General features: G+C 59.0%; 21 protein-coding genes and 2 pseudogenes. 19 read left to right on the top strand and 4 right to left on the bottom strand.

Annotation, left to right across the window (positions count from 1 at the left end; translation table 11 throughout):
* The first annotated feature begins 123 nt into the window (after positions 1-123).
* The 6 genes and pseudogenes from ACSKB9_RS35615 to ACSKB9_RS35590 all read left to right on the top strand — a co-directional run bounded on the left by ACSKB9_RS35615 (position 124) and on the right by ACSKB9_RS35590 (position 5,810).
* A complete protein-coding gene (locus ACSKB9_RS35615) occupies positions 124-543 on the top strand; it encodes a hypothetical protein (RefSeq protein WP_438079032.1) in 420 nt (139 codons plus the stop codon).
* Complete coding sequence (locus ACSKB9_RS35610) at positions 534-1,079, top strand: PRC-barrel domain-containing protein (protein ID WP_438079030.1); 546 nt, start codon at positions 534-536, stop codon at positions 1,077-1,079. The genes ACSKB9_RS35615 and ACSKB9_RS35610 overlap by 10 nt, the downstream gene beginning before the upstream one ends.
* A 174-nt stretch (positions 1,080-1,253) precedes the next feature.
* Positions 1,254-2,072, top strand: coding sequence for a hypothetical protein (locus tag ACSKB9_RS35605; protein WP_438079028.1), 819 nt, complete (start codon positions 1,254-1,256; stop codon positions 2,070-2,072).
* A gap of 28 nt (positions 2,073-2,100) precedes the next feature.
* The gene (locus tag ACSKB9_RS35600) at positions 2,101-2,529 is read left to right on the top strand and encodes an Hsp20/alpha crystallin family protein (protein ID WP_438079026.1); all 429 of its coding nucleotides are present in this window, start codon (positions 2,101-2,103) and stop codon (positions 2,527-2,529) included.
* A pseudogene (gene lon, locus ACSKB9_RS35595) lies at positions 2,522-4,958 on the top strand (endopeptidase La). Before ACSKB9_RS35600 ends, lon begins: the two are co-directional and overlap by 8 nt.
* 231 nt (positions 4,959-5,189) lie before the next feature.
* The gene (locus ACSKB9_RS35590; protein ID WP_438079024.1) at positions 5,190-5,810 is read left to right on the top strand and encodes an HdeD family acid-resistance protein; all 621 of its coding nucleotides are present in this window, start codon (positions 5,190-5,192) and stop codon (positions 5,808-5,810) included.
* A 672-nt stretch (positions 5,811-6,482) separates the two neighbouring features.
* Here ACSKB9_RS35590 and ACSKB9_RS35585 read toward each other — a convergent pair.
* Positions 6,483-7,205 carry a helix-turn-helix domain-containing protein gene (locus ACSKB9_RS35585; protein WP_438079022.1) on the bottom strand — a complete coding sequence of 241 codons (723 nt, stop codon included), beginning with the start codon at positions 7,203-7,205 and terminating at the stop codon, positions 6,483-6,485.
* Positions 7,206-7,562: 357 nt separating this feature from the next.
* Between ACSKB9_RS35585 and ACSKB9_RS35580 the strand changes: the two genes are divergently transcribed.
* The 11 genes from ACSKB9_RS35580 to ACSKB9_RS35530 all read left to right on the top strand — a co-directional run bounded on the left by ACSKB9_RS35580 (position 7,563) and on the right by ACSKB9_RS35530 (position 15,348).
* A complete protein-coding gene (locus ACSKB9_RS35580; RefSeq protein ID WP_438079020.1) occupies positions 7,563-7,829 on the top strand; it encodes a redoxin domain-containing protein in 267 nt (88 codons plus the stop codon).
* Positions 7,830-8,076: 247 nt separating this feature from the next.
* Positions 8,077-8,385: a DsbA family protein gene (locus ACSKB9_RS35575; protein ID WP_438079018.1), complete on the top strand. Its 309-nt coding sequence runs from the start codon at positions 8,077-8,079 to the stop codon at positions 8,383-8,385.
* A 194-nt stretch (positions 8,386-8,579) separates the two neighbouring features.
* Positions 8,580-9,059: a PRC-barrel domain-containing protein gene (locus ACSKB9_RS35570; RefSeq protein WP_411779887.1), complete on the top strand. Its 480-nt coding sequence runs from the start codon at positions 8,580-8,582 to the stop codon at positions 9,057-9,059.
* Between the two features lie 21 nt (positions 9,060-9,080).
* The gene (locus ACSKB9_RS35565; protein WP_411779888.1) at positions 9,081-9,731 is read left to right on the top strand and encodes a hypothetical protein; all 651 of its coding nucleotides are present in this window, start codon (positions 9,081-9,083) and stop codon (positions 9,729-9,731) included.
* A 186-nt stretch (positions 9,732-9,917) separates the two neighbouring features.
* On the top strand, positions 9,918-10,574 hold the full coding sequence (locus ACSKB9_RS35560; protein ID WP_438079015.1) for a BON domain-containing protein: 657 nt from the start codon (positions 9,918-9,920) through the stop codon (positions 10,572-10,574).
* Positions 10,517-11,089, top strand: coding sequence for an Hsp20/alpha crystallin family protein (locus tag ACSKB9_RS35555; RefSeq protein ID WP_438079013.1), 573 nt, complete (start codon positions 10,517-10,519; stop codon positions 11,087-11,089). Before ACSKB9_RS35560 ends, ACSKB9_RS35555 begins: the two co-directional genes overlap by 58 nt.
* A 149-nt stretch (positions 11,090-11,238) precedes the next feature.
* A complete protein-coding gene (gene dnaK, locus ACSKB9_RS35550) occupies positions 11,239-13,143 on the top strand; it encodes a molecular chaperone DnaK (protein ID WP_438079011.1) in 1,905 nt (634 codons plus the stop codon).
* Between the two features lie 43 nt (positions 13,144-13,186).
* Complete coding sequence (locus ACSKB9_RS35545) at positions 13,187-13,753, top strand: nucleotide exchange factor GrpE (protein WP_283089956.1); 567 nt, start codon at positions 13,187-13,189, stop codon at positions 13,751-13,753.
* Between the two features lie 48 nt (positions 13,754-13,801).
* Entirely contained in the window at positions 13,802-14,713 is a 912-nt protein-coding gene (locus tag ACSKB9_RS35540) for a DnaJ C-terminal domain-containing protein (RefSeq protein WP_438079009.1), read from the top strand.
* Between the two features lie 7 nt (positions 14,714-14,720).
* Positions 14,721-15,002, top strand: a complete 282-nt coding sequence (locus tag ACSKB9_RS35535) for a chaperone modulator CbpM (protein ID WP_411779891.1) — start codon at positions 14,721-14,723, stop codon at positions 15,000-15,002.
* A 55-nt stretch (positions 15,003-15,057) separates the two neighbouring features.
* Positions 15,058-15,348 (top strand): hypothetical protein, encoded by a 291-nt coding sequence (locus ACSKB9_RS35530; RefSeq protein WP_283089953.1) that lies wholly within the window; start codon positions 15,058-15,060, stop codon positions 15,346-15,348.
* 569 nt (positions 15,349-15,917) lie between these two features.
* Here ACSKB9_RS35530 and ACSKB9_RS35525 read toward each other — a convergent pair.
* Both ACSKB9_RS35525 and ACSKB9_RS35520 read right to left on the bottom strand, forming a co-directional pair.
* Positions 15,918-16,097 carry an NYN domain-containing protein gene (locus tag ACSKB9_RS35525; protein ID WP_438079007.1) on the bottom strand — a complete coding sequence of 60 codons (180 nt, stop codon included), beginning with the start codon at positions 16,095-16,097 and terminating at the stop codon, positions 15,918-15,920.
* A 934-nt stretch (positions 16,098-17,031) separates the two neighbouring features.
* On the bottom strand, positions 17,032-17,757 hold the full coding sequence (locus tag ACSKB9_RS35520) for a helix-turn-helix domain-containing protein (RefSeq protein ID WP_411779893.1): 726 nt from the start codon (positions 17,755-17,757) through the stop codon (positions 17,032-17,034).
* A 1,153-nt stretch (positions 17,758-18,910) separates the two neighbouring features.
* On the opposite strand from ACSKB9_RS35520, the gene ACSKB9_RS35515 reads away from it, so the two are divergent.
* On the top strand, positions 18,911-20,122 hold the full coding sequence (locus tag ACSKB9_RS35515; RefSeq protein ID WP_283089950.1) for an alkene reductase: 1,212 nt from the start codon (positions 18,911-18,913) through the stop codon (positions 20,120-20,122).
* A 64-nt stretch (positions 20,123-20,186) separates the two neighbouring features.
* A pseudogene (locus ACSKB9_RS35510) lies at positions 20,187-21,613 on the top strand (NAD-dependent succinate-semialdehyde dehydrogenase).
* Here the strand turns inward: ACSKB9_RS35510 and trxC are convergent.
* Entirely contained in the window at positions 21,608-22,069 is a 462-nt protein-coding gene (trxC, locus tag ACSKB9_RS35505; protein ID WP_438079004.1) for a thioredoxin TrxC, read from the bottom strand. The pseudogene ACSKB9_RS35510 and the gene trxC sit on opposite strands and share 6 nt — an antisense overlap.
* Position 22,070 lies beyond the last annotated feature (1 nt).

The following is a 22,070-nucleotide window of genomic DNA, read 5'->3' as shown; positions in this document are numbered from 1 at the left end:
TTTGCGCTCCATCATTCAATTCCCGCAAATCTTGACGATGGTCTCCAGGCCTGCCGCCTTGCCGTTCCTTGCGAGTACAATGGCCAACGCACGACGCCGGGTCCCGATCGAAGAGATAACACCATGAAGAAACCCCTTTGTGCAGTCACCGTCACCCTTGCACTTCTTGGCAGCGCAGGTTTCGCCGCTGCTCGGAAGGCCGACACCGCCCAAGCTGATCTGACGTCGAGTCAGCAACAAGTAACTGGCCAGGGACTTGCGGCCTCGCCACCGGAATCCGCGCCCGGCGGCACGCAACCGCAGGTCGGAAGCAGGCAGCCGGACTCGATGAAGGCGCAAGCGCTTCCCGACAACATCACCGATCAGGTGCCGGAGGTCACGAGCCCTCTCTTAGTGAAGCTGCCCTACCGGATCGTGTTCATCAATCCCGATACGAAACTCGTGACCGAGATTGTAGGGGAGCCAAATACCAGCGGCTCGAGCTCCGAGAACATCGTCCGTCGTTCGAGCTGTGGCGCCGGCACCGTACCGCCATGCTCGTAACGCGCAAACGCCTCTACGGCACTCGACGGAAGCCGCCCCAAGGAGGGCTTCCTTCGCCGTGGCTTGCTGCGGTTGCCGTTGTCCTCTGTTGTTTGCCGGGGCAATACTCGGCGGCGCAACCAGTCGGGCTTGTTACGCTTGACGTCAACGAGGTCGCGAACGGTTATCCCGCCGAGACGCTGAAGTTGAAGATAATCGTCAATGACAAGAACGAGACGATCGGGAAGATCAACGATTTCATCTTCAGCAAGGATGAACGTATCTTCGCCGTGCTTTCCGTGGGCGACTTCATCGGCGCCGGACCCCGCTTGGTCGCCGTTCCCTTCAGCAGTTTGAAGCTGGACGATTCACGCGGCTTCATCGTGCTTCCGGGGCAAATCGCGCGGCATTGGAGAAACTGCCTGTTTACCTGTACAACGCGCAACCTCAGGCGTCCTCGTCCACGCGCTGATCGCGGTCGCGCACCAATCAGTAGACGATGCCCGGCGCTCCACGAGCACGCAGCGAAGTATCCGCCCACGGGTCACGAAGGTTGAACGGAAATTGAGCGTTGTCAATGCGGAGCCCCGTTCTATTCGTAGTCTTGCATGATCGGCAGTATCCTCCTGCCGGTGCCCCCTCCCCGGGGGCTCCTCCCCCGACTTGGACCGCCGGCGAAATCCGAGCGGTCCTTCTTCTTCGGCGTGCTGGCGACGTCTTGTGAGGTCATCATGATCAAGGACATCTTGCCTCGGTTGGATGGGACAGCAGAAGACTTCGCGCGGCTGGCCGCTGTCAGCCGGATCGCCGCAACTTTCGAAAGTCATATCGCCGAGCTGCTATTCAACGTCTTGCCGGCGGCTATATCAGATTTGGTCCAGGATGCAGGGTCCAGCGGACCGGCAAAACTGCCGCACGATGCAAGGAAGGCCGGCGACGCCGCCGAAGCCACGGCGCTACAGCGGCTGGAGCGGTTGCAGCAACCAACCGCCGATACCTTCGTGGCGCTTCGCCTGAACGGCCAACCAAACGAACCGCGGGGTCTGATCGAAGAACTCCTCTACGGTGCGGGACGTCATCTGCTCTTGTTCCGAAGGACGAGAAAACCATGGCGCCTCTCGATCACGTCGTGGTTGCCTGGAACGGAAGCCGTCTGCGCGCTCTCTGTCCGCATCCCTCTCCTGTCTGCAGCCAGCGAGGAAAGTTTGGCTTCTCGTGGTGGAATACGAGCGTCCGGCCCAGACCGATGCGCCGAGGAGCAACGATGCCGCGCAGCATCTGCGGCATCACGCATCAACGCGGTAAAGTATCGCGCGGTCGGAGAGGACGACGAAATTGCCGACATCGTGATCGAAGAATGCCGGCGACTGGATGCCGACCCTCTCGTGATGGCAGCTATGGCCACTCGCGCTTGCACGTATTCTTGTCAGGCAGCACGACTTCACGACTCCTGCATCATTCACCGGTACCACTGGTCATCGCCCACTACGACGATGCCGGATAGCTGCCGGTTGACGATCGTCAAGGTCACCTCTGGAGTTGCGTCATAGGCTCGACGGGCACGCGCGCGAGGATGACATGGCCGCAGTCGATCCAGGAACTCTTATGTGGGCCACTGCCTGCGAAATGATTGAGCGCGCCGAGCGCTTGCATCGTCAATTCTTCCAGCCGATCACCGCCATCGCTTCCGCAGCCCGTTGGGAGCCTCCAATTGATATCGTTGCGACCGATTCCGAGGCTCGAATAACGGTCGCTCTTCCCGGCGTCGACCGGGACGACTTGAATGTGGCGATCGACGATGATGGCGTTTCGGTCGTTGGCCTTCGCCGTCAGGGCACGATTCCGCGCGATGGCACCGCGGTCCGTCTCGAAATCCCCTACGGGACATTCGAGCGCCGGATTGCGTTTCCGACTAAGGGCCTACGGTTCGGTCAATCGGAATACCGCAACGGATGTCTCGTGCTGGCCTTCTTCAAGCAATCTATAGAAGGATCGATCGATGGTTGACGCATCCAAACGCGAATCCGGCACCACGACCGATCAAAACCAGGCTGGTGTGCCCGAGGATGCAATCATCATCTTACCGATTCGCAGTACACTGCTGTTCCCCGGTGTCGTGCTGCCTTTGACGATTGCCCGGCCGTCGTCCATCGCTGCCGCACAGGAAGCCGTCCGCAGCGGCCGCAAAATCGGTCTGCTGTTACAGAAGGACCCCACCGTTGAGGAGCCGGGGCCAGAGGATCTGCGGCACGTCGGTACGGTGGCCGAAATTCTGCGCTATGTCACTTCCGAGGCGACCCACTATGCGATCTGCCGCGGCATAAACAGATTCCGCGTCAAGGAATTTCTTTCCGGTTTTCCCTACATCGTAGCGCGCATCGAGGAAGTCGGCATATCAGAGGTGATGACCCCCGAGGTCGAGGCGCGCATGAATCTGCTCAAGATGCGCGCCCGGGAAGCGATCCAGTTGCTACCGAATTTGCCGCCGGAAATTTCAGCGGCGATTGAAGGTCTGGATTCGCCGTCCGTGCTCGCCGACTTTCTCGGCGGCATCATCGATATTCCTGTAGGCGAGAAGCAGGATCTGCTAGAAACCTTCGACGTAACCCAGCTTCTCGAACAAGCTGCTCGGCCTGCTGGCGAAGCGAATTCAGGTCCTGCAGCTTTCAAAGGCGATTGGCGAACAGACGCAACAGACCCTTTCGTCGCAGCAGCGCGAACACATTCTTCGCGAACAGCTTCGCCAGATTCAGAAGGAACTAGGCGACGACGACGCCAAGTCCATTGAACTGAAGGAACTCAGTGACAAGATCGACAAGGCCGGGATGCCGAAGGAGGCCGAAGAGCAGGCCAGGCGGGAATTGAAAAGGCTCGAGCGCATGCCGGAGGCCGCGGCAGACTATGGGTTGACGCGAAGCTACCTCGAATGGCTGACCGAGCTGCCTTGGTCGAAGCTGGATCCGGAACAGATCGACATTGTCAAAGCGCGGCGAATTCTCGATGACGATCACTATGGCCTTGAGAAGGTGAAGCGGCGAATTCTTGAACACCTTGCTGTGCGCAAGCTCAATCCGGAAGGCAAAAGCCCAATCCTCTGCTTTGTCGGCCCTCCCGGCGTCGGCAAGACCTCGCTCGGCCAAAGCATCGCCCGCGCCACGGGACGCAAGTTCGTGAGATTGAGCCTCGGCGGCGTCCATGACGAAAGCGAAATACGCGGACACCGCCGAACTTATCTCGGTGCGTTGCCGGGTAACGTCATCCAATCGATCCGGAAGGCAGGAACGCGCAACCCGGTACTGATGCTGGACGAGATGGACAAGCTGGGTGCGGGATTTCACGGCGACCCGGCGGCGGCGCTGCTCGAAGTGCTCGATCCCGAGCAGAACGCGGCGTTTCGCGACAACTACCTTGCGATTCCCTTTGATCTCTCCAAGGTCATGCTGATTGGCACCGCCAACGTTATCGACAATATCCCGGCCCCGGTGCGCGACCGCATGGAAATCATCGAGATGCCGGGTTACACTGAGGAGGAAAAGCTGGCGATCGCCAAACGCTATCTCCTCGCGCGTCAACTGAAATCCGCTGGTCTAACCAGCGAGCAATGTGAGATCTCGGACGACGTCATTACAGCCGTCATCCGCAACTACACGCGCGAAGCCGGCGTGCGCAACTTGGAACGCCATATCGGCGCCATTTGCCGGCACGCGGCTATGCGGATAGCCGAGGCGAGCGTCACACGCTTTATCGCCGCCCCGACGGACCTTCCTGCCATTCTTGGGCCGCGGCGTTTCGAGCAGGAGGTTGCGATGCGAACTAGCGTGCCCGGCGTCGCTACTGGCCTCGCCTGGACTCCCGCCGGCGGCGATATTCTCTTTGTCGAGGCGGCCAGCATTCCCGGCCGGGGCAAACTGATCCTCACCGGTCAGCTGGGTGCGGTGATGAAGGAAAGCGCGCAGGCGGCACTCTCCCTCGTCAAGTCGCGCGCCATTGAATTTGGCATCGATACGATCGCGCTGCAGAAGTCCGATGTCCACGTTCACGTCCCGGCGGGCGCCATTCCCAAAGATGGCCCAAGCGCGGGCGTGGCTATGTTTCTGGCACTGACTTCACTTCTGACCCGCCGCACGGTCCGGAGCGATACAGCGATGACCGGCGAGATTTCACTGCGCGGCCTGGTCCTCCCGATCGGTGGCGTGAAGGAGAAAGTGCTCGGCGCGCTGCAGGCCGGGATTACCACGATCATGCTCCCTGCCCGCAATCGAAGGGATATCGAGGAGGTCCCTGAAAATGCGCGCAACCGATTGCGCTTCATATGGCTTGAGCGGGTCGACGACGCGATTGATGCTGCGCTAAATCGCCCGCAGAAGCTCGATCCCCGTTTCGAGGAAACACCACAAGTAGCGCCCGCGGAACGGCAGGCGGCGCGTTCCCGATAACCGGCATCTTCTGGAAGACACACCAGCCACGTCAGCTATCTATGGGCTCTGCCGGTGATGGATCATCGTGCGACAGCGGGTACCCAGTGCCGCGAGCTTTTCGAAAAGACTACCCGAGCCACACTGACGGGCGTCAATGCATCCCTTGGGCGCATGGAATAGGAGAATTATGGTGCGGAGGCAGCGACACTTCAATTTGGTCGGAAACCAGGTTGCACTTGGGAGAATGCCATGCCGATTAGCACAGTTAATTCCGGTTTCGGCACCGAGTCCACCTCGGCGAGCGAGAATTTGGCTCAGAATTGGTGGCTGTTCCTGCTGCGAGGCATTTTAGGAATCCTTTTCGGCGTTGTTGCGCTGATCTTTCCCGGCCCAACGATGCTCTCCCTGGTACTCCTGTTCTCGGCTTACACACTTGTCGATGGCGCTGCCGGCATCATCTCGGCCGTAAGGGCGATCCAGCGCAAGGAGGAGCGGTGGGGATGGCTGATCTTCGAAGGCGCTGTCAATATAGCCGTAGCCATCCTTGCCTTTCTGTGGCCCGGCATGACTGTTCTGGCCTTCGTGTTGCTTGTTGCCGCCTGGTCAATCGTCTCGGGCGCGTTGATGACGGCCGCTGCTTTCCGGCTGAGCGTCAGCCACGGCAGGTGGTGGCTCGTTCTGGGCGGATTGTTGTCCGTCGGCTATGGAGCGCTTCTGGTCGCCACGCCGCTCATCGGGGCGATCGTTCTGACATGGTGGATGGGGGCCTATGCCATCGCATTTGGCTTCGCGCTTGTCATCCTATCCTTCAAGCTGCGGCTCAGACAGAACCAACAGATCAACCGAACGGTTGCCCGAACGGCCGCTTAATAGAAACAGGCAACGGCATTAATGTAAGAATAGTGGATCGCCTCAGCGCGGTCGCGCGACCCAAGCCAAGTTCGGCCGAACAGACCCTTTTGATTCCAGACACGTCAACTTCGTTTTTTGATTGCTTATCCCCAAGATGGTACCATGCCCTACGAGGCATAGTTACAATGTGACTGTGATCGATCACGAGGCCTACGGCCATCGATTGACGGTCGCACCAGATACAGGCGAGACGATCGTTTCCTTACGACGTGTCGATGCCCACGGGACGAGCTGTCGATCTCGACGACCGTGAGCTAGTCCGCCCCTGCATGGAGCGACTTTTGCGCTCGGCGAAGTTCGACTCCGTCACCTTCGAGCATCCGGCCGCGTTCCTCACAGTTGCGAAACCGATCGAGGCGGGTTGCGGGTTGCCTCTTGCTCGATATCCGGTTGCAAGGCATGACGAACTGGGGCCCAGCAACGCCTCAGACGCGATCTCCGGTAATCGTAGTGACCGCTTCGGGCGATCGATTTCCTTGAGAAGCCATACAGCGAACGTGTGCAGTCCGATTACAACGACGAGGTTGCGGACGCAGCACGGCGCGCGAGCGGCAGGTGGCTGACGGCTTGATGGACGGTCACTCCAACAAGGCGCTCGTGTACAATCTCGGCCTCGGCGATGGTCGAAGTTCACCGCGCGTATGATGGACCGGCTTGGCATGCGCGAGCTCGCGCAAGCCCTTCTTTTGAGAAATCACTTCGACGCTCAACAGGCTTAAGAGATAGAGTTAGGCCCCGGCTCCCTGGTTCGCCAATATTATCTTCCAGCGCAGCGCGGTTCAGGATTTTGACCGTACGCTTGCCCGCCAGCCTAATGGCACCCCGCTGCTGCAGATTGGTGAAGGAGCGACATACCGTCTCGACCGAAACCGCAAGGTAGTCAGCGATATCGTAGCGCGAGACGGGCAGCACAACCTGTCCATCTTCGTCCGAGGAACGACGGTCGAGGGAAAGGAGAAAGGAACCGACCTTCTCGAGTGCGGTGACGCCGCCAACAATCATCAACTGGGCTTGGGATCTGCCTAACGCCCGGAAGGCTACGTCGCGGAGCTCGCGCGCAAACTTCGGATCACGCTCGGCCAGCTGTTCGATTCCGTCGCCGGGATAGCTGGCAAGCGCCGTCTCGTCCACAATCGCTTCGATGGTGACCTCGTCCCCGTCGCCTCTCACAAAGAAGAAGTCTCGGGGCAGCATCAGATCAAGGATTTGCCGCCGTCCGTCGGCTCGGAGCGCGCACCTGCGAACCGCCCCGGCAATGACGCAATACCATTGACCGGCGGAACTCACACTTCGTGGAATTTTCTGACCACGATTACAAAGCACAATCTTGGCGAACGCATCTAGTTGCGTCAACGAATGGGCCTGCCCGAAGAATCCGCCGATAGTAGTCTGCCGCGTGCGCGCTTTTTTTCATGATTTCAACCCTTTTCGAAGGTCGCCGGCACTATCTGGCTCCATAAACAATCCAGGATGCCCGCGTTCCAAAGATTCGAGGGATTTGCGTACCGTAAAATTACGTAACGCCGGCCGGATCAGGGCGACGCAGCTCCGCAGCCATGTGAAGATTTGGACACCAAACAATTGACGGCAATCAACGAAGCAAGTGGCTCATTCCTCTAAAACGGCATCGATTCAATTCGGGCCGCAAGTCACGCACCAGGAAGACGATGTCATTCACCCTGAGCCGCGGGTATCGTCGCGCCGAGCTTTATGCTGCATGTCAGCCACGACCAAATGCTCACGTTGTCCGATCTCAGGGGCAGGCCTGTCATTCTGGCGTTCTACCCAGCTGACTGGAGTCCAATCTGCGCCGATCAGGTGACGCGATATAACGAGTTGCTTTCGGACTTGCACAAACACAGCGCGGAAATACTCGTAATTTCCGTCGACGGAGCTCGGTACCACGCGGCGGCCTTCGCTGTGACCGGCATTTGCATTTTCCCCTGCTCGGTGACTTCGAGCCTAAGGGCGCAGTAACAAAGAGATACAGCGCCTATCGTGATAGCGACGGCGTTTGCGAGCGTTCACTATTCGTCCTGGGCCGCCAGCGAACGATCGCGTGGAGCTATTGCTGACCGGTTGCGGTCAATCCCGGCGAGGATGGCATTCCCGCGGACCGCCCCATGCTGGGATAAGTCTCCTTGAGTATGGCGACCATCAGTGACCATTTTGCGCTTCGGCTTGTGCCGTCGTCGACCAACTGGAATCGAATTTCTAAGGATAGATGCGATTTGTCTTCCGCCCTTTTCCGCTAACCGAAGTGCATCCCTATGCCGAGGTCGCGGCCAAAAGCGCCGAATTTTCCGATGCGGCGGGCATCTTCTGTAAAATGCATGTGTTTCGAAACCAAGTAATTCTGAGTGTTCCGACGATCATGCTAATTGCCGAGAAGCTCAGGCTTTCCGAGACAATGATGCGCCATGTTCTCGAAACGAGACAGTTCAGGTGCAAAGTACGGAACGACTTCATGGGCGGTGTACGCAGTGGCGTAAACGGCACACCGACCCTTTTTCATCAATGGTGTCCGTCATGAAGGTCCGTTTGACTTCGCTTCCCTGACCTCGGCAATTCAAAGCCCCCTACAGCCGATAGCCATGCCTGACAAGCCAACAGGTCGGCGTTGGACGTGCCCGAGCGATTAGCGGTCCGCCACATTGATAACCGTCATCGCCGCTGCCGGGATTGAGGGTTTAATTCTGCAGTGATGATCAAGCCCAGGAGATACCCATGATTGCATTCAACAGACTTGGAGCCTCTCTTGATTCTGACACCCGCACTGCATCGCCGCACTCACCTAGTCACGCCTTGGCAGCGCACAGGACCGCTCCCGACTGGATGATTTGGTTTGCGCTCGCGTCGATCACGGCATTGACTACCACTCCGGCACTTCCGCAAGCCGGCGTAAGTCTCGTCAAGGTCGACTTCTCGGTTGTGGCCAATGGCTACCGCATGAGCAAGCTGCTCGGCAGCAACGTTATCAACGACAAGAACGAAAAGATCGGGACCCTCGATGATGTCATCGCGGACAAGAAGCAAGTGAACTTTGCTGTGCTGCAGGTCGGCGGGTTCCTCGGCGTCGGCGGCCGCCTGATAGTCGTGCCCTATGAGAGCCTCGCCATCGACGACAACGGACAAAAGATCACCTTGCCCGGCGCATCAAAGGAGGAGCTAAAGAAGCTGACGGAATACCATTATAAATCGTCCTAGTCGGACAGGAGCGCGCGTCCGATGTCCGGACCTTCCGATGTCCTTGACCAGCTCCGCACACGAGAGGTGACGGGCGTCTTCCATTCCCGGAGAGCGCTCGACACCGCCGCCCAGGATTTGTTGTCCTCGGGATTTGACCGAGCCGACATCGACATCAGCGCCTCGCCCGATGAACAGCAACGGCGGCTAAACTATCAGGCTATTCCGGCCGCCGACCTTGCCGACATACCGGCAGCGGCGCGGAGGCCCTACGTAGGCGGAGACGATCGGCTTGGCCTCGAAGTCGTCACGGCCAGCGTGGTCGGCTGCGTTGTCGCCCTTGCCATCGCGCTCTATCTCATATCGCGCGAAATAACGCCACCGAGCGTTATCCTCGTTTCTGTCCTCGGCGGGATCGTCGCCGCCGCCGTTGCGATACGTCCGCTGCGACGGGTGATGCAGCGTGACCGGGTTCGCGGATTGGAACCTGCCGCCGAATGGGACGGGTTGCTGATCTGGGTACGGGTTCAGTCCCCGGAGAAGGAAGCATTGGCACAGGAAATTCTGCTTCGCCACGGCGGAGAGGCCGTTCACATCCACGAAATCGATATCGCCAAAACGACCGACGATCTCCCGTTTCACTCGCTGCGGCCCGATCCGTGGTTAGGGAACGAACCCTTGGGGCGGCCATAGTTCATCGTTCGTTGGAGCCAGCATTGCGAAGCACTCTCGGGAAACGGCTTCATCGACCGCACAAAACCTTGTGAGGAAGTTGATGGTCGTCATGGCCGCCTCCATTGGCCAGCATAGATTCCAACTCTATCGTCAAAAATGATGTGAGACAGTTTACCGAGTTCTCGTGCAGACCAGGAGAACAACATGAAGTCCGACAGCGAAATAGAGCGCGATGTTCGGGACGAACTGAAATGGGATCCCGATCTGAATGCCGACGATATTGCCGTGTCAGTCAAGGATGGTGTCGTCACGCTAGCGGGGTTCACCCACAGCTACACCGACAGGCTTGAGGCCGAGACAGCCGCGAAGCGGGTCGCCGGTGTTCTTGCCGTCGCAAACGACATCGAAGTGCGGCTACCAGCGATCGACCAACGTCCGGATCCCGACATCGCCCGAGACGCAGTTGCCGCGCTGAAGTCACAACTGCCAATTTCCCACGACCAGATAAAGGTCATCGTCAAGGATGGCTGGATCACGCTCGAAGGCACGGTGGAGTGGCGATACCAGAAGACCACCGCAGACGCGGCGGTCCGCAAGGTCAAGGGCGTGAAAGGCGTCACCAACGTCATTACACTGAAGCCCAAGGTCCAGCCCACCGACATCCAGCGCAAGATCCAGGATGCCTTCAAACGAAGCGCCGAGGTTGATGCGGAGCGCATCAACGTGGACGTGAGGGGCAGCGAAGTGGTGCTGGAAGGCACCGTTCGCTCCTGGATCGAGCGCGAGGAAGCCGAACGTGTTGCATGGTCGGCGCCCGGCGTCACAAAGGTCGAAGACCGGATTGTCGTCCGGCCTTACTAGTCCTCCCCAAGCCAGCAGAACTTCACTCAAAGAAGGAGAATGCAATGAGGTTAAAATCACTGGTCCCGTTTGGAGATGCGGGCGCATTGATGCGACCCGATTTCGGGCTATTCGGTCTGCATCGGGAGATCGATCGGCTCTTTAGCGAGTTCGCGCAAGGCATCGGCCCGAGCGGCAAAGCGAACATCGTGCCGAACATCGAAATTTCCGAAAGTGACAAGGCGATCGAAGTTACAGCCGAGATGCCCGGACTCGAGCGCAAGGACGTCGAGATATCGATCGAGGACGACGCTCTCACCATTCGTGGCGAGAAGAAGGTCGAAGAACAGCAGAAGGACAAGAACGTCCAGCACAGCGAGCGCAGCTACGGCGTGTTCTATCGCGTGCTGCAATTGCCTTCCGGTATCGACCCTTCGAGCGTTCAGGCAACCATGTCGAACGGTGTGCTGAAGATTACGATTCCGAAGCCTGCCAAACCGGAGCCGAAGAAGATCGAGGTCAAGGAAGCCGCCTAGCCCCGCGGCTGCGGGGCGCGCAAATCGTTCTCCTCCCGGCGCTTTGCGCGTCCCGCTCAACCTGCTGATGCAAAATCACACCAACACATCTGGCGGTCGACGACCGCTCCGCAACCGAGCCAGCGCGACTACATCGAAAGGAGCCAGTCATGGCGAAAGCAATCGGCATCGATCTCGGGACCACCAATTCCTGCGTCGCCGTGATGGAAGGAAGCAAGGCCAGGGTCATTGAAAACGCCGAGGGCGGCCGCACGACGCCGTCGATGGTCGCTTTCACCGATGAAGGTGAGGTCCTTGTCGGGCAACCCGCCAAGCGGCAAAGCATCACCAATCCGGAGAACACCGTCTACGCCATCAAGCGGCTAATCGGGCGGCGCTATGACGACCCGATCACCGCGAAAGACAAGGGTATGGTTTCTTATCACATCGTGCCCGGCGACAACGGTGACGCATGGGTCGAAGTGAGGGGCAAGAGGTACAGCCCAAGCCAGATCAGCGCTTTCATTCTGACCAAGATGAAGGAAACTGCCGAAGCCCATCTAGGGGATAAGGTAACGCAGGCTGTAATAACCGTGCCGGCCTATTTCAACGATGCCCAGCGTCAGGCAACCAAGGACGCCGGACGGATTGCCGGCCTCGAGGTACTCCGTATCATCAACGAGCCGACCGCGGCCGCGCTGGCCTATGGCCTGGACAAGAAGGGCAGCGGAAAGATCGCCGTCTACGATCTCGGCGGCGGCACATTCGACGTTTCAATCCTTGAGGTCGGAGATGGCGTGTTTGAGGTGAAGGCTACCAACGGCGATACCTTCCTCGGTGGCGAAGATTTCGACAAGCGCATCATCGACTATCTGGCAGACGAATTTCGCAAGGAGAACGGCATCGATTTGCGCAGGGATCGCCTTGCACTACAGCGGCTCAAAGATGCCGCCGAGAAGGCCAAGATCGAGCTCTCGAGCGCCACCCAGACCGACGTCAATTTGCCCTTCATCACGGCCGACCAGAACGGGCCGAAACATCTCAATATCAAGCTCTCCCGGGCGAAGCTGGAGGCGCTGGTCGACGATCTGATCGAGCGCACCGTCGGACCCTGCAAGGCAGCGTTGAAGGATGCCGGGCTGCAGGCGTCCGACATCAACGAAGTGGTGCTGGTTGGCGGCCAGACCCGCATGCCGAAAGTGCAGGAAACCGTGCAGAACTTGTTTCAGCGTGAACCGCACAAGGGCGTCAACCCGGACGAAGTGGTGGCGATCGGCGCCGCAATTCAGGCCGGCGTGCTTCAGGGCGACGTCAAGGACGTGCTGCTGCTCGACGTGACGCCCCTGTCGCTGGGCATCGAGACGCTGGGCGGTGTTATGACCAAGCTGATCGACCGCAATACAACCATTCCGACCAGGAAGAGCCAGGTATTCTCAACTGCGGAAGACAACCAGACGGCGGTCACCATTCGCGTCTTTCAAGGCGAACGGGAAATGGCAGCCGACAATAAGCTGCTGGGGCAATTCGACCTCGTCGGGATTCCGCCGGCACCCCGCGGCGTGCCACAGATCGAAGTCACCTTTGATATCGATGCCAATGGCATTGTCAATGTCTCCGCCAAGGACAAGGCCAGCGGCAAGGAGCAAAGCATCCGGATCCAGGCCTCCGGTGGTCTTAGCGAGGCGGATATCCAGAAGATGGTCAGGGAAGCCGAAGCCCACGCCGAGGAGGACAAGCGCCGCAAGGAACTCGTCGAAGCACGCAACCAAGCCGATGCGGCGATCTACAGCACTGAAAAGGCCCTGAAGGAATCGGAATCGAAGATCCCTGCCAATCTCAAGAAGGAGGTCGAGCAGGCAATCTCCGATGCAAAGCAGGCCCTCACTGCCGAAAACCCGCAATCGATTCGCCAAGCGACGGATCGTTTGCAACAGACCGCCGCCAGGATCGGCGAGGCACTGAACCGCGCCGCCTCGCAAGGCGCCGACGCGCAGGCGTCGTCGAGCGGAAGCGGTTCTTCCGGTGAAGACGTCGTCGATGCCGAATTCGAGGAAGTCGACCCGCGCGATCGATGAGGATCGTGAAGCGCGAACTCGCACATGAAAACAGGCGAATGACATGGCAACAAACCCCGTGGACGAGGATCCTAATAAGGCGCAGGCGAATAGCCGCGAAACGCAGGTGAACAGCGTCGAGACCGGGAGCGGCGATCTCGAGGTCGAGAATGAACTTTTGAGGGAACGTTTGATGCGCGCGCTCGCCGAGACCGAGAATACCCGCCGGCAAGGCGAGCGGCGCACAGAGGAGGCACGGAGGTACGCTATCGCGAGCTTCGCCCGCGAACTGCTGCAGGTGGTCGACAATCTGCGGCGGGCGATCGGTGCCGGCAGTAACCGGGCTGACACTGGCCAGCAGGATCCATTGATCGAAGGCGTGACAGCAACTGACCGCATCCTGACGGAGGTCCTGAAGCGGTTCGGCGTGGAGGAGATGAAGGCGCTGGACGCACCGTTCGACCCCGAGAAACACGAAGCGGTGCTGGAGATCGATGCAGCCGGGCAGCCGTCCCGCAATGTGGTTCAGGTTCTCGAGAATGGCTACACGCTGCACGATCGTCTACTGCGGCCGGCGCGCGTCGCGGTAGCCAAAGCCCGACAGCCATCTCCGCAGGCAACACGACAGTGAGGCGGGCTGCGCGCGGCCCAACCGCGTACAAAAGAACGGGAGCGGATATTGGCTGCAGACCCCTATACGACGCTGGGAGTAAAAAAGGATGCCACGCAAGCAGATATCCAGAAGGCCTATCGCCGTCTCGCGAAGAAATCGCATCCTGACCTCAATCCCGGCGACAAGGCCGCCGAGGAAAAATTTAAGGAACTCTCCGCCGCCTACGATCTGTTGAACGATCCGGAGAAACGCGCACGCTTTGATCGCGGCGAGATCGACAGTTCGGGCGCTGAGCGACCGAGGCGGCGGTACTATCGGGATTTCGCCGATCAGGACGGCTGGTCGACCTACACCAGCAATTCCGGTTTTGCCGATTTTGGCGACTTTTCCGGTAGCGAGGATATCCTCTCGGAGATTTTCGGTCGCGCGGGCCGCGGCAGCCGCAGACGGGGCCAAGATGTCCGCTATCATATCGACCTCGCCTTCCTCGATGCCGTCAACGGCGGCAAGCAATCGCTTGTGCTTCCCGATGGATCCAGGCTCGAGGTCAACATTCCTCCGGGTGTGCGGGACGGCCAGACACTGCGTCTGAAAGGCAAAGGCCGTCCGGCGGCCGGCGAAGGTCAACCCGGCGATGCCCTGATCGAGATCAGCGTTCAGCCGCACCCCTACTTCACCCGCAAAGGCGACGACATCTATCTGGATCTACCGATCTCGCTGAAGGAAGCGGTGCTGGGCGCAAAGATCAGCGTCCCTACGCCGAGTGGGACGGTTACGGTGACGGTGCCGAAATGGTCGAGCACCGGTCGCTTGCTCCGGCTCAAGGGGCGCGGCGTTCCGCGTCCTGACGGTGGCAAGGGCGACCAATACATTACACTGAAGCTGGTGCTGCCGCAAAAGCGGGATCCGGAACTCGAGAAATTCGTCGCCCGATGGCAGCCGGCCACGGAAAGCCCGCGGCAGTCTATGGGGGTTTGACATGCAAATGCAGGAATTCATCGACCGATCACATCTCGACCTCCCGACACTAAATGTGTGGATCGAAGCGGAATGGCTTATCCCCATCGCTGCCAAAAGAAGATTGGACTTTTCTGATGCCGAACTTGCGCGGGTGCGCTTGATCCAGGACCTCAAGGCCGATTTCGGCGTAAACGACGAAGGCATTTCGATAATCTTGCACCTGCTGGATCAGCTGCACGGGCTGCGTTGCCTAGTTCAGGATATCCACACCATGGAGACGCTGGATCGCAGGAAGCATGGCGGCTGAAGCCGCAGAAAACTGAACAGAGCCAATCCTGCGTTCAAAAAAAAAGGAACGACTGATGTCAATTCCCAAGGGCCTCGGTTCGTGGCTGGTCATCATTCTATTGTTGTTGCTGCTGGCAGCCGCCGGTTTCGTTGCGAATGAGGGCTTGCGCCTCGGAGATGCCGAGGTACCCGCATCGGGTTACATTGCCATGGCACTCGGCGTGACCTTCTCGCTTGTCCTCGGCTTCGGACTCATGGCCCTGCTCTTTTACAGCAGCCGCAAGGGGTACGACGAACCTGCCGTGCTGATAAAGGACCCCAAGCCAGGAGCCGATTCAGCGTCACCCGCCTCGGATTCGAAGTAGCAAGCTTCGGATTCAGAGCAGCAATCTTGTGCCAACGCGGGACGTCAATCAAGCCGGCCGATCGGCCTCTGCGCTTGTGGCGAAGGAACGCAACGCCTACGCTATCGCCATTGACCGACCCAGCGCATAGCGCCGATAGGCTGTTTTGAGGAAAGCAGAAGAGCAAATTCTTTCGAGTTCAGACCTCCAATCGAAGCCCTTACCGTTAGATGCCGGGCACAATCGCTACGCAGATTAGCGAGATCGACAAAGCAGTCTGCTCGTCTACGCAATTCGTCAGCGGCCATTGCCGGGCTCGTCGTAATCATCGAAAACGACATTGACGCGCACCCCTTGTCGCTGCACTTGCCTTAACGACAGGCTGACAATTTCCGCTTCCTGAGAATAGCACCATCTCGTCTAGTTGCTCCACCAACACCATCGCATCGACATGTGCACATTGCCTCTGACTTTCCGTCGCCTGCCAGCGTCCACATACTCCTTGGTTGACTTCGATACGATACTGAAGCCGTTATAAGCCAGCCAATCGACAAGCGGCCGAATACTGGAATGCTGCTCCTGATTCTGAGCTATTTGCTATGTAGTAGATGGCGCGCAAGACAGTCCCTCCGACTGCGGAATTTCTCGAGCACTTTTCGATAGTCGAGGTCAAAGCCGAGAGCTTTCGCACTGAGATGAAGGTTTTCCCCGTCGATAAAGAGCGCGATCTTCTCTACTCGGGTACGTGTTCCTCCGCCGCCGCATGTCATAGGACTCAACCGCTGTGTTCGCCTTGCGGTGCTAGAAGCCGAAACACGCCGTGAGCAATTGATCAGCTTTTGCGCCTAACTGGGCAACCGCTCGTCAGCGAAGGCGCTGCATCACCTACTCCCACGTGGCTTCTCGAAGCCATATGCAATTACCCAGGCGCCTTGGCGGCACGGTCCGCAACCAAGTTTGTGACCGCAACTTTGCGTGTTCGTCTGTTATTGCTAGGGCAAGATCGCATTGTTCCGGCAGGGACAATGGCAGCCCGGCTTGCAAACTTTCCCAACCTGTTGAGCGGACACTACCCCTAGCTTCTTACCGGCTGATTCTTCTTATCGCCTCAGAATCCTGAAGCAAGGTCGACAGGAGCGCCGCCTCGAACATCTCGCTTCACAGACTATCAGCCTCGTCCTGAAGTCCTGCATTTCCGGCGATATCGGCGCCGGGCTGGCGATAAGCACAATGGAGGGCTACGCCCCGCTGGATGTTGGGCCTTCCGGCCACAAGCGGCATTGAAGTGTTGGAGGCGCGGCATCGCATCCGAGACCATTTGCGGCCATCGCCATGGCGGCCCAGGCAGTATTCAGGTTGCTGCTCGCGCCATGCGGGCGTACTCGAATTTCTGAGACACCACATAGCGAGCAAGCATAGCTGGAAGCCATTGAGGCCGCCTTCGTGAACGGAGGGACGACTGTTCGTGCCGAAGGACCGCCGATGCCACGCGCCGCGTCAATATCCTTACGCGAAAGCAAAGCACTTCAGTCGCTGATCGACGACAGCTCCAATAAGATGACCGCTTATCAGCGGGCCTTAGCGTGCGCACGATCGAGGCTCAGCGCGCCCGTATAATGGTGCGGCCCGGCATGCGATCAAACTGCGGAAGCGCTTTGTCTCGGCATCAGGGCGCGGCTGGCCTAACGCAGTTCGTGGTCAGCGCTATAGCTCAGGTCGATAAGTTGGGTCGGAATTGCTAGCCGCCGAGCCGCACGGAATCATGTTCGTTCTTCTCCTTAAGACATTTCGATCGATAATCCTGACGGTGCGTTTTCCCGACAGCGTGATCGCGCCGCGCTGCTGCAGGCTAGTGAAGCAACGACAAACGGTTTCGACCGAAACTGACAGATACTCGGCGATGTCGTAACGGGTCAGGGGCAATACGACCTGCCCCTTATCATTCGACGAACGGCTCGCCAACGCAAGCAGGAATGAACCGACCTTTTCGACCGCCCTTACGCCGCCGATGATCAGCAATTGGTCCTGAATCCGCGACAGGGTCTGAAATGCGACACTGCGGAGCTCGCGGGCGAACTCCACATCGCGCTGCGCCAATTGCTCGACCCTTTGACTAGAGTAACTAGCCAGCGCTGTTTCCTCGGCGATCGCCTCAACCGTTAGATCTTCGTTTCCATCGACGACGACGAAGAAATCTCCCGGCAACATCAAGTCGAGAATCTGCCGCCGCCCGTCTGAACGGATGGCGGATCGCCGAACCGCTCCCGAAATTACGAAGTACCAATGGGCCGCCGGCTCCGAATTGACTGGAACCTCCTGGCTCCTGGCAATCAGCATTATCTTGGCATGCTCATCGAGCTGTTTCATCGCATGGTTCTGCGCGGCTAACATTCGCCGATAGTAGTCTAGTGCGCGCGTTTTCGCCTTCATCGCTGCACCTTTCTGTTCTCGTTCTTCTTCATGCTGCCCATTCCCACCACACTAACCCTGCTATCGCCCTGATGATCCGACCTTTTTACAAATCTCCGTACCGTAAGAATACGTAATCGGCCGCCAAGGAGCTCCCTACGGACCGCAATAATTGATCGCAGTCACAACACGCTGGCGCTGCGTGCGGTGTAAGAACGAAAGTTGGAAATCAAGCGTAGGCGGAAGAACACTCATGGCCCCCTTGAAGGCGCAGATCAACCAAAGTGTAACATCCGCGGACAGATGACGTCCGCCAGACCAGCAGCCGGGCTACTGGGGGAAGCTGACGCATTGCTGGAGAAGCATTTGATTGAAGATCCTGACGCGCTGAGACGCCTTTCCGTTTCGCAAGCGCGGACGCGACCAAGCCGCGGTCGAAAGAGGCGGTGGAGGGACTTTATCAGCTCGCCACAAGGAGCGATGAAAATGCTGAAGTGGTGAAGGCGGTCGCAAGCTGGAGGTTTTGATATAGCGCTAACACGTTTATCCTCAGTGTTTGGCGCGTGCCTCAAGGATGGCAATCACTGCATCATCAAAGGCCTTGCTGTGTGCCACCGACATCGAGTGGCCTATCTTAAAATTACGGTGGCCTAATTTGATTTGAACGAATGCCGAGTGCATGAATTTGGCAATTCGTCATGAAAGACCATGCTACGGACCGGCAAGGCCAGCCTCTTTCAGGACAACGAAGACGCGTCAACCGTCGATCTCATCCCGAATGAACTTAAGACGTTAATACCGAGGACGACTGCAAGACCTGCAAGGCACCGGTGAAGTCATAACGCTGAAGCAGGGCCGCATCAGTTGGCGGCCTCTTTCATTGCATCGTGCCCATGCGGGCAGGCGCAACGTGTGGCCGTACATCAGCGCCCCGGTTGCCGCAGGCCATGCAGACGAACCGCAGCTCGGTCTCCGATCGCCGGGCTTCGTCCGGCCATCGATCGGAGGCCATCTCGATTGAACGACTGCAGCGATAGTCTGGCGGCTGACGCGTTCCAACCATTTTGTCGTAGTCATATCGTTGCTCTGACCGTTTGGTTGACAATCGTCAGTGAGGGCGGTTCTCGAGGTGGCTAGGATTGCAATGAGGTTCTTCCTTATGCAGGAGCAGGCGATGGATGACGTGGTGACAGCGACACCAACGCAAGAAGCGAGCCGGAAGACGGATACCGCACCACTGTTCCTGCCGTACCGCCTTGGTCCATTCAATCTGTCCCATCGCGTGGTTATGGCCCCGCTGACGCGCTCGCGCGCTCGACAGCCCGGCAATGTGCCGGGCGCGTTGGCGGCTTGCTACTATGCGCAGCGCGCCTCGGCCGCGCTGATCGTCAGCGAAGCGACGCAGGTGTCGATGCAGGGTCAGGGCTATGCCTGGACACCCGGCATTCATAGCCGCGAGCAGGTCGAGGCGTGGCAACGTATTACCGACGCGGTGCATCAGGCGGCGGGCCTGATGTTTTGCCAGCTCTGGCACGTCGGCCGCATTTCACATCCTGCGCTACAGCCCGACAACATGCTGCCCGTCGCTCCCTCGGCCATCATCCCTGCTGGAAAGGCCTTCATCGAAAACGAACGGGGGGAAGGCACGCTCGTTCCCTTTGTACGACCCCGCGCGCTTGACATCGAGGAGATGCCCTACGTGGTGGCGCAATATGTGCGTGCGGCAAGGAATGCAGTGGCGGCCGATTTCGACGGCGTGGAGATCCATGCAGCCAACGGCTATTTGCTCGACCAGTTTATCGAAAGCGGCACCAATCGGCGCGCCGACGCCTATGGCGGCGCGGTGGAGAGCCGCACCCGCCTGCTATTTGAAATCGTCGAGGCCCTGACGCCGGTCTGGGGACCGGATCGCATCGGCGTGCGCATATCCCCGTTGGGAAAATTGAACGACATACATGACGACAACCCACAAGCAACCTTTGGCTATGTGGCCGAACGCCTGAGCGAATACGGGTTGGCCTATCTGCATATGGTCAACCCCGCGCTCGAGCAGATGCAAAGCGGGAAAGAACCGGATCCAGCCGCTCTGGATATGGCGAAGCTGGTCCGGAACAGGTTCAGGGGAACCCTGATCGTGGCAGGCGGCTTCGATGCCGAGAGCGGAGCGCAGTGGCTTCGGGAGGGATGGGCCGATCTGATCGCGTACGGCCGGAAATTCCTCGCCAACCCCGACTTGCCAGACCGTCTGCGTCTGGGCGCGGCACTCAACGCCGATGATCCCAGCAGTTACTACGGCGGAGGTGAGAAGGGATACACCGACTACCCGTCGCTGGCCCAGGACCGCGGCGAACAGCCCAAGGCGTGCGTGGACCAGAGCTGGCGATAATCAAAGCTTGCATTGCAAGAGCGCAAATTGACGGCCGTCATGGTCTATCGAACCCCGCATACTCATGGTGATCGACGCAGCGAGTGCCGCCCGGCCGAGCGCGATGCGAGGACCATCCGCGATGACATTTCAATCCGTCAACCCCACCACCGGTGAGCCATTTGCGACATATGAGGAATGGTCGACCGAGAAGGCGCAAGACGTCGTCGGCACGGTTCACCAGGATTACCTCGCCTGGCGCCGCACCGGTTTCGAACACCGCGCTTCGCTGATGCGCAACGCAGCCGAGATCCTGAACAAGGAGGCGCGCGAATATGCAAAGTTGATGGCGGAGGAGATGGGAAAGCCCTTCCACGAGGGTGTTGCAGAGGCCGAGAAATGCGCCAAGACTTGCGAGTACTTTGCCGACAATGCGGAGAATTTCCTGACACGTCAGCCGGTATGGACGGAAGCATGCAGGACTTTCGTCGCGTTCAACCCGCTCGGGGTAGTGTTGGCGGTCATGCCCTGGAATTTTCCATTCTGGCAGGTCTTTCGTTTCGCAGCACCGAGCCTGATGGCGGGCAATGCCGCGTTGCTCAAGCATGCCTCGAACGTTCCGGGTTGTGCGCTTGCGATCGAACAGATCTTTCGCGACGCCGGCTTTCCCGAAAATCTGCTCCGCACATTGATGATCACAAGCAAGCAAGTCGAGGCCGTGATCGAGCATCCGCTCGTGCGCGGGGTGACCCTGACGGGCAGCGGCGCCGCCGGGCGCGCAGTCGCGAGCAAGGCTGGCGCCATGCTCAAGAAGACGGTGCTCGAGCTGGGCGGCAGCGACCCCTATCTGATCCTGGAAGATGCCGATACCGATTCCGCCGCCGCCATATGCGCCAGAGGCCGGCTGCTGAATTCGGGCCAGAGCTGCATCGCTGCCAAGCGATTCATCGTGGTCGAAAAGGCCAGGCCGGCTTTCGAGAAACGCTTTGTCGAGCTGATGAGCCAGACCAAGATGGGAGACCATTCGAACATGGGACAGAGATAGGTCCGCTGGCGCGGCACGATTTGCGCGACTCCTTGCACCGGCAGGTCGTCGCAAGCGTCGGAAAGGGAGCGCGCCTCCTCCTCGGCGGCAAGGTGCCCAATCATCCGGGAGCCTACTATCCGCCGACAGTCCTCACCGACGTAGGGAAAGGCATGCCGGCCTATGAAGAGGAATTGTTCGGTCCGGTTGCGGCAATCATCCCGACCCGGAACGAGGCCGAGGCGATTGCGGTCGCGAACGACAGCCCATTCGGACTTGGCGGCGGCGTGATCACCCGCGATCTTGTGCGCGGAGAAAGGATTGCAGAGTTCGAGATTGAATCGGGAATGGTCTTCGTCAACGACAACGTTCGTTCCGATCCGAGAGTGCCTGTTGGAGGCATCAAGGAAAGCGGCTATGGGCGTGAATTGTCCTGCTACGGCATCAGGGAGTTCGTCAACATCAAGACTGTGATGGTGTACTCATGAGGCTGCAGGCGCGGCCGATGGCGCATGCTGGCGTAACCATTGGCGCAACGCCTCGGCACCCACAGCTCCAGTGCGTTGGGCGACGATATTGCCTTTATGGAATAGCATCAGCGTTGGAATGCTTCGAATGTTGTAACGGCCTGACAGCTCGGCCTCGGCCTCTGTGTCAACCTTCAGAAAACGAAGTTCGGGTTCGAACTCGCCGGCGGCGCGCTCAAAAGCCGGTGCCATCCCCTTGCAGGGCCCACACCACTCCGCCCAGAAATCGACCACGACGGGAATATCGTTGCGCTGGATGTGGGTGGCAAAGCCGCGAGCGGAAACCGGCGTCGGATGCCCCGTAAACAGGAGTTGGTGGCAATGGCCGCATTTCGCCCGGCGCGCATCCTTCCCGGCCGGAATTCGGTTGATGCTTGTGCAATGCGGACAGACGATGTGGCGGATTTGTGTACTCATG

It is taken from the genome of Bradyrhizobium sp. BR 1433 (assembly GCF_051547665.1).
GTDB classification, from domain to species: Bacteria; Pseudomonadota; Alphaproteobacteria; order Rhizobiales; family Xanthobacteraceae; genus Bradyrhizobium; species Bradyrhizobium australafricanum.
Note: the sequence above shows the minus strand (reverse complement) of the source record. Positions and strands in the feature narration are given on the sequence as shown.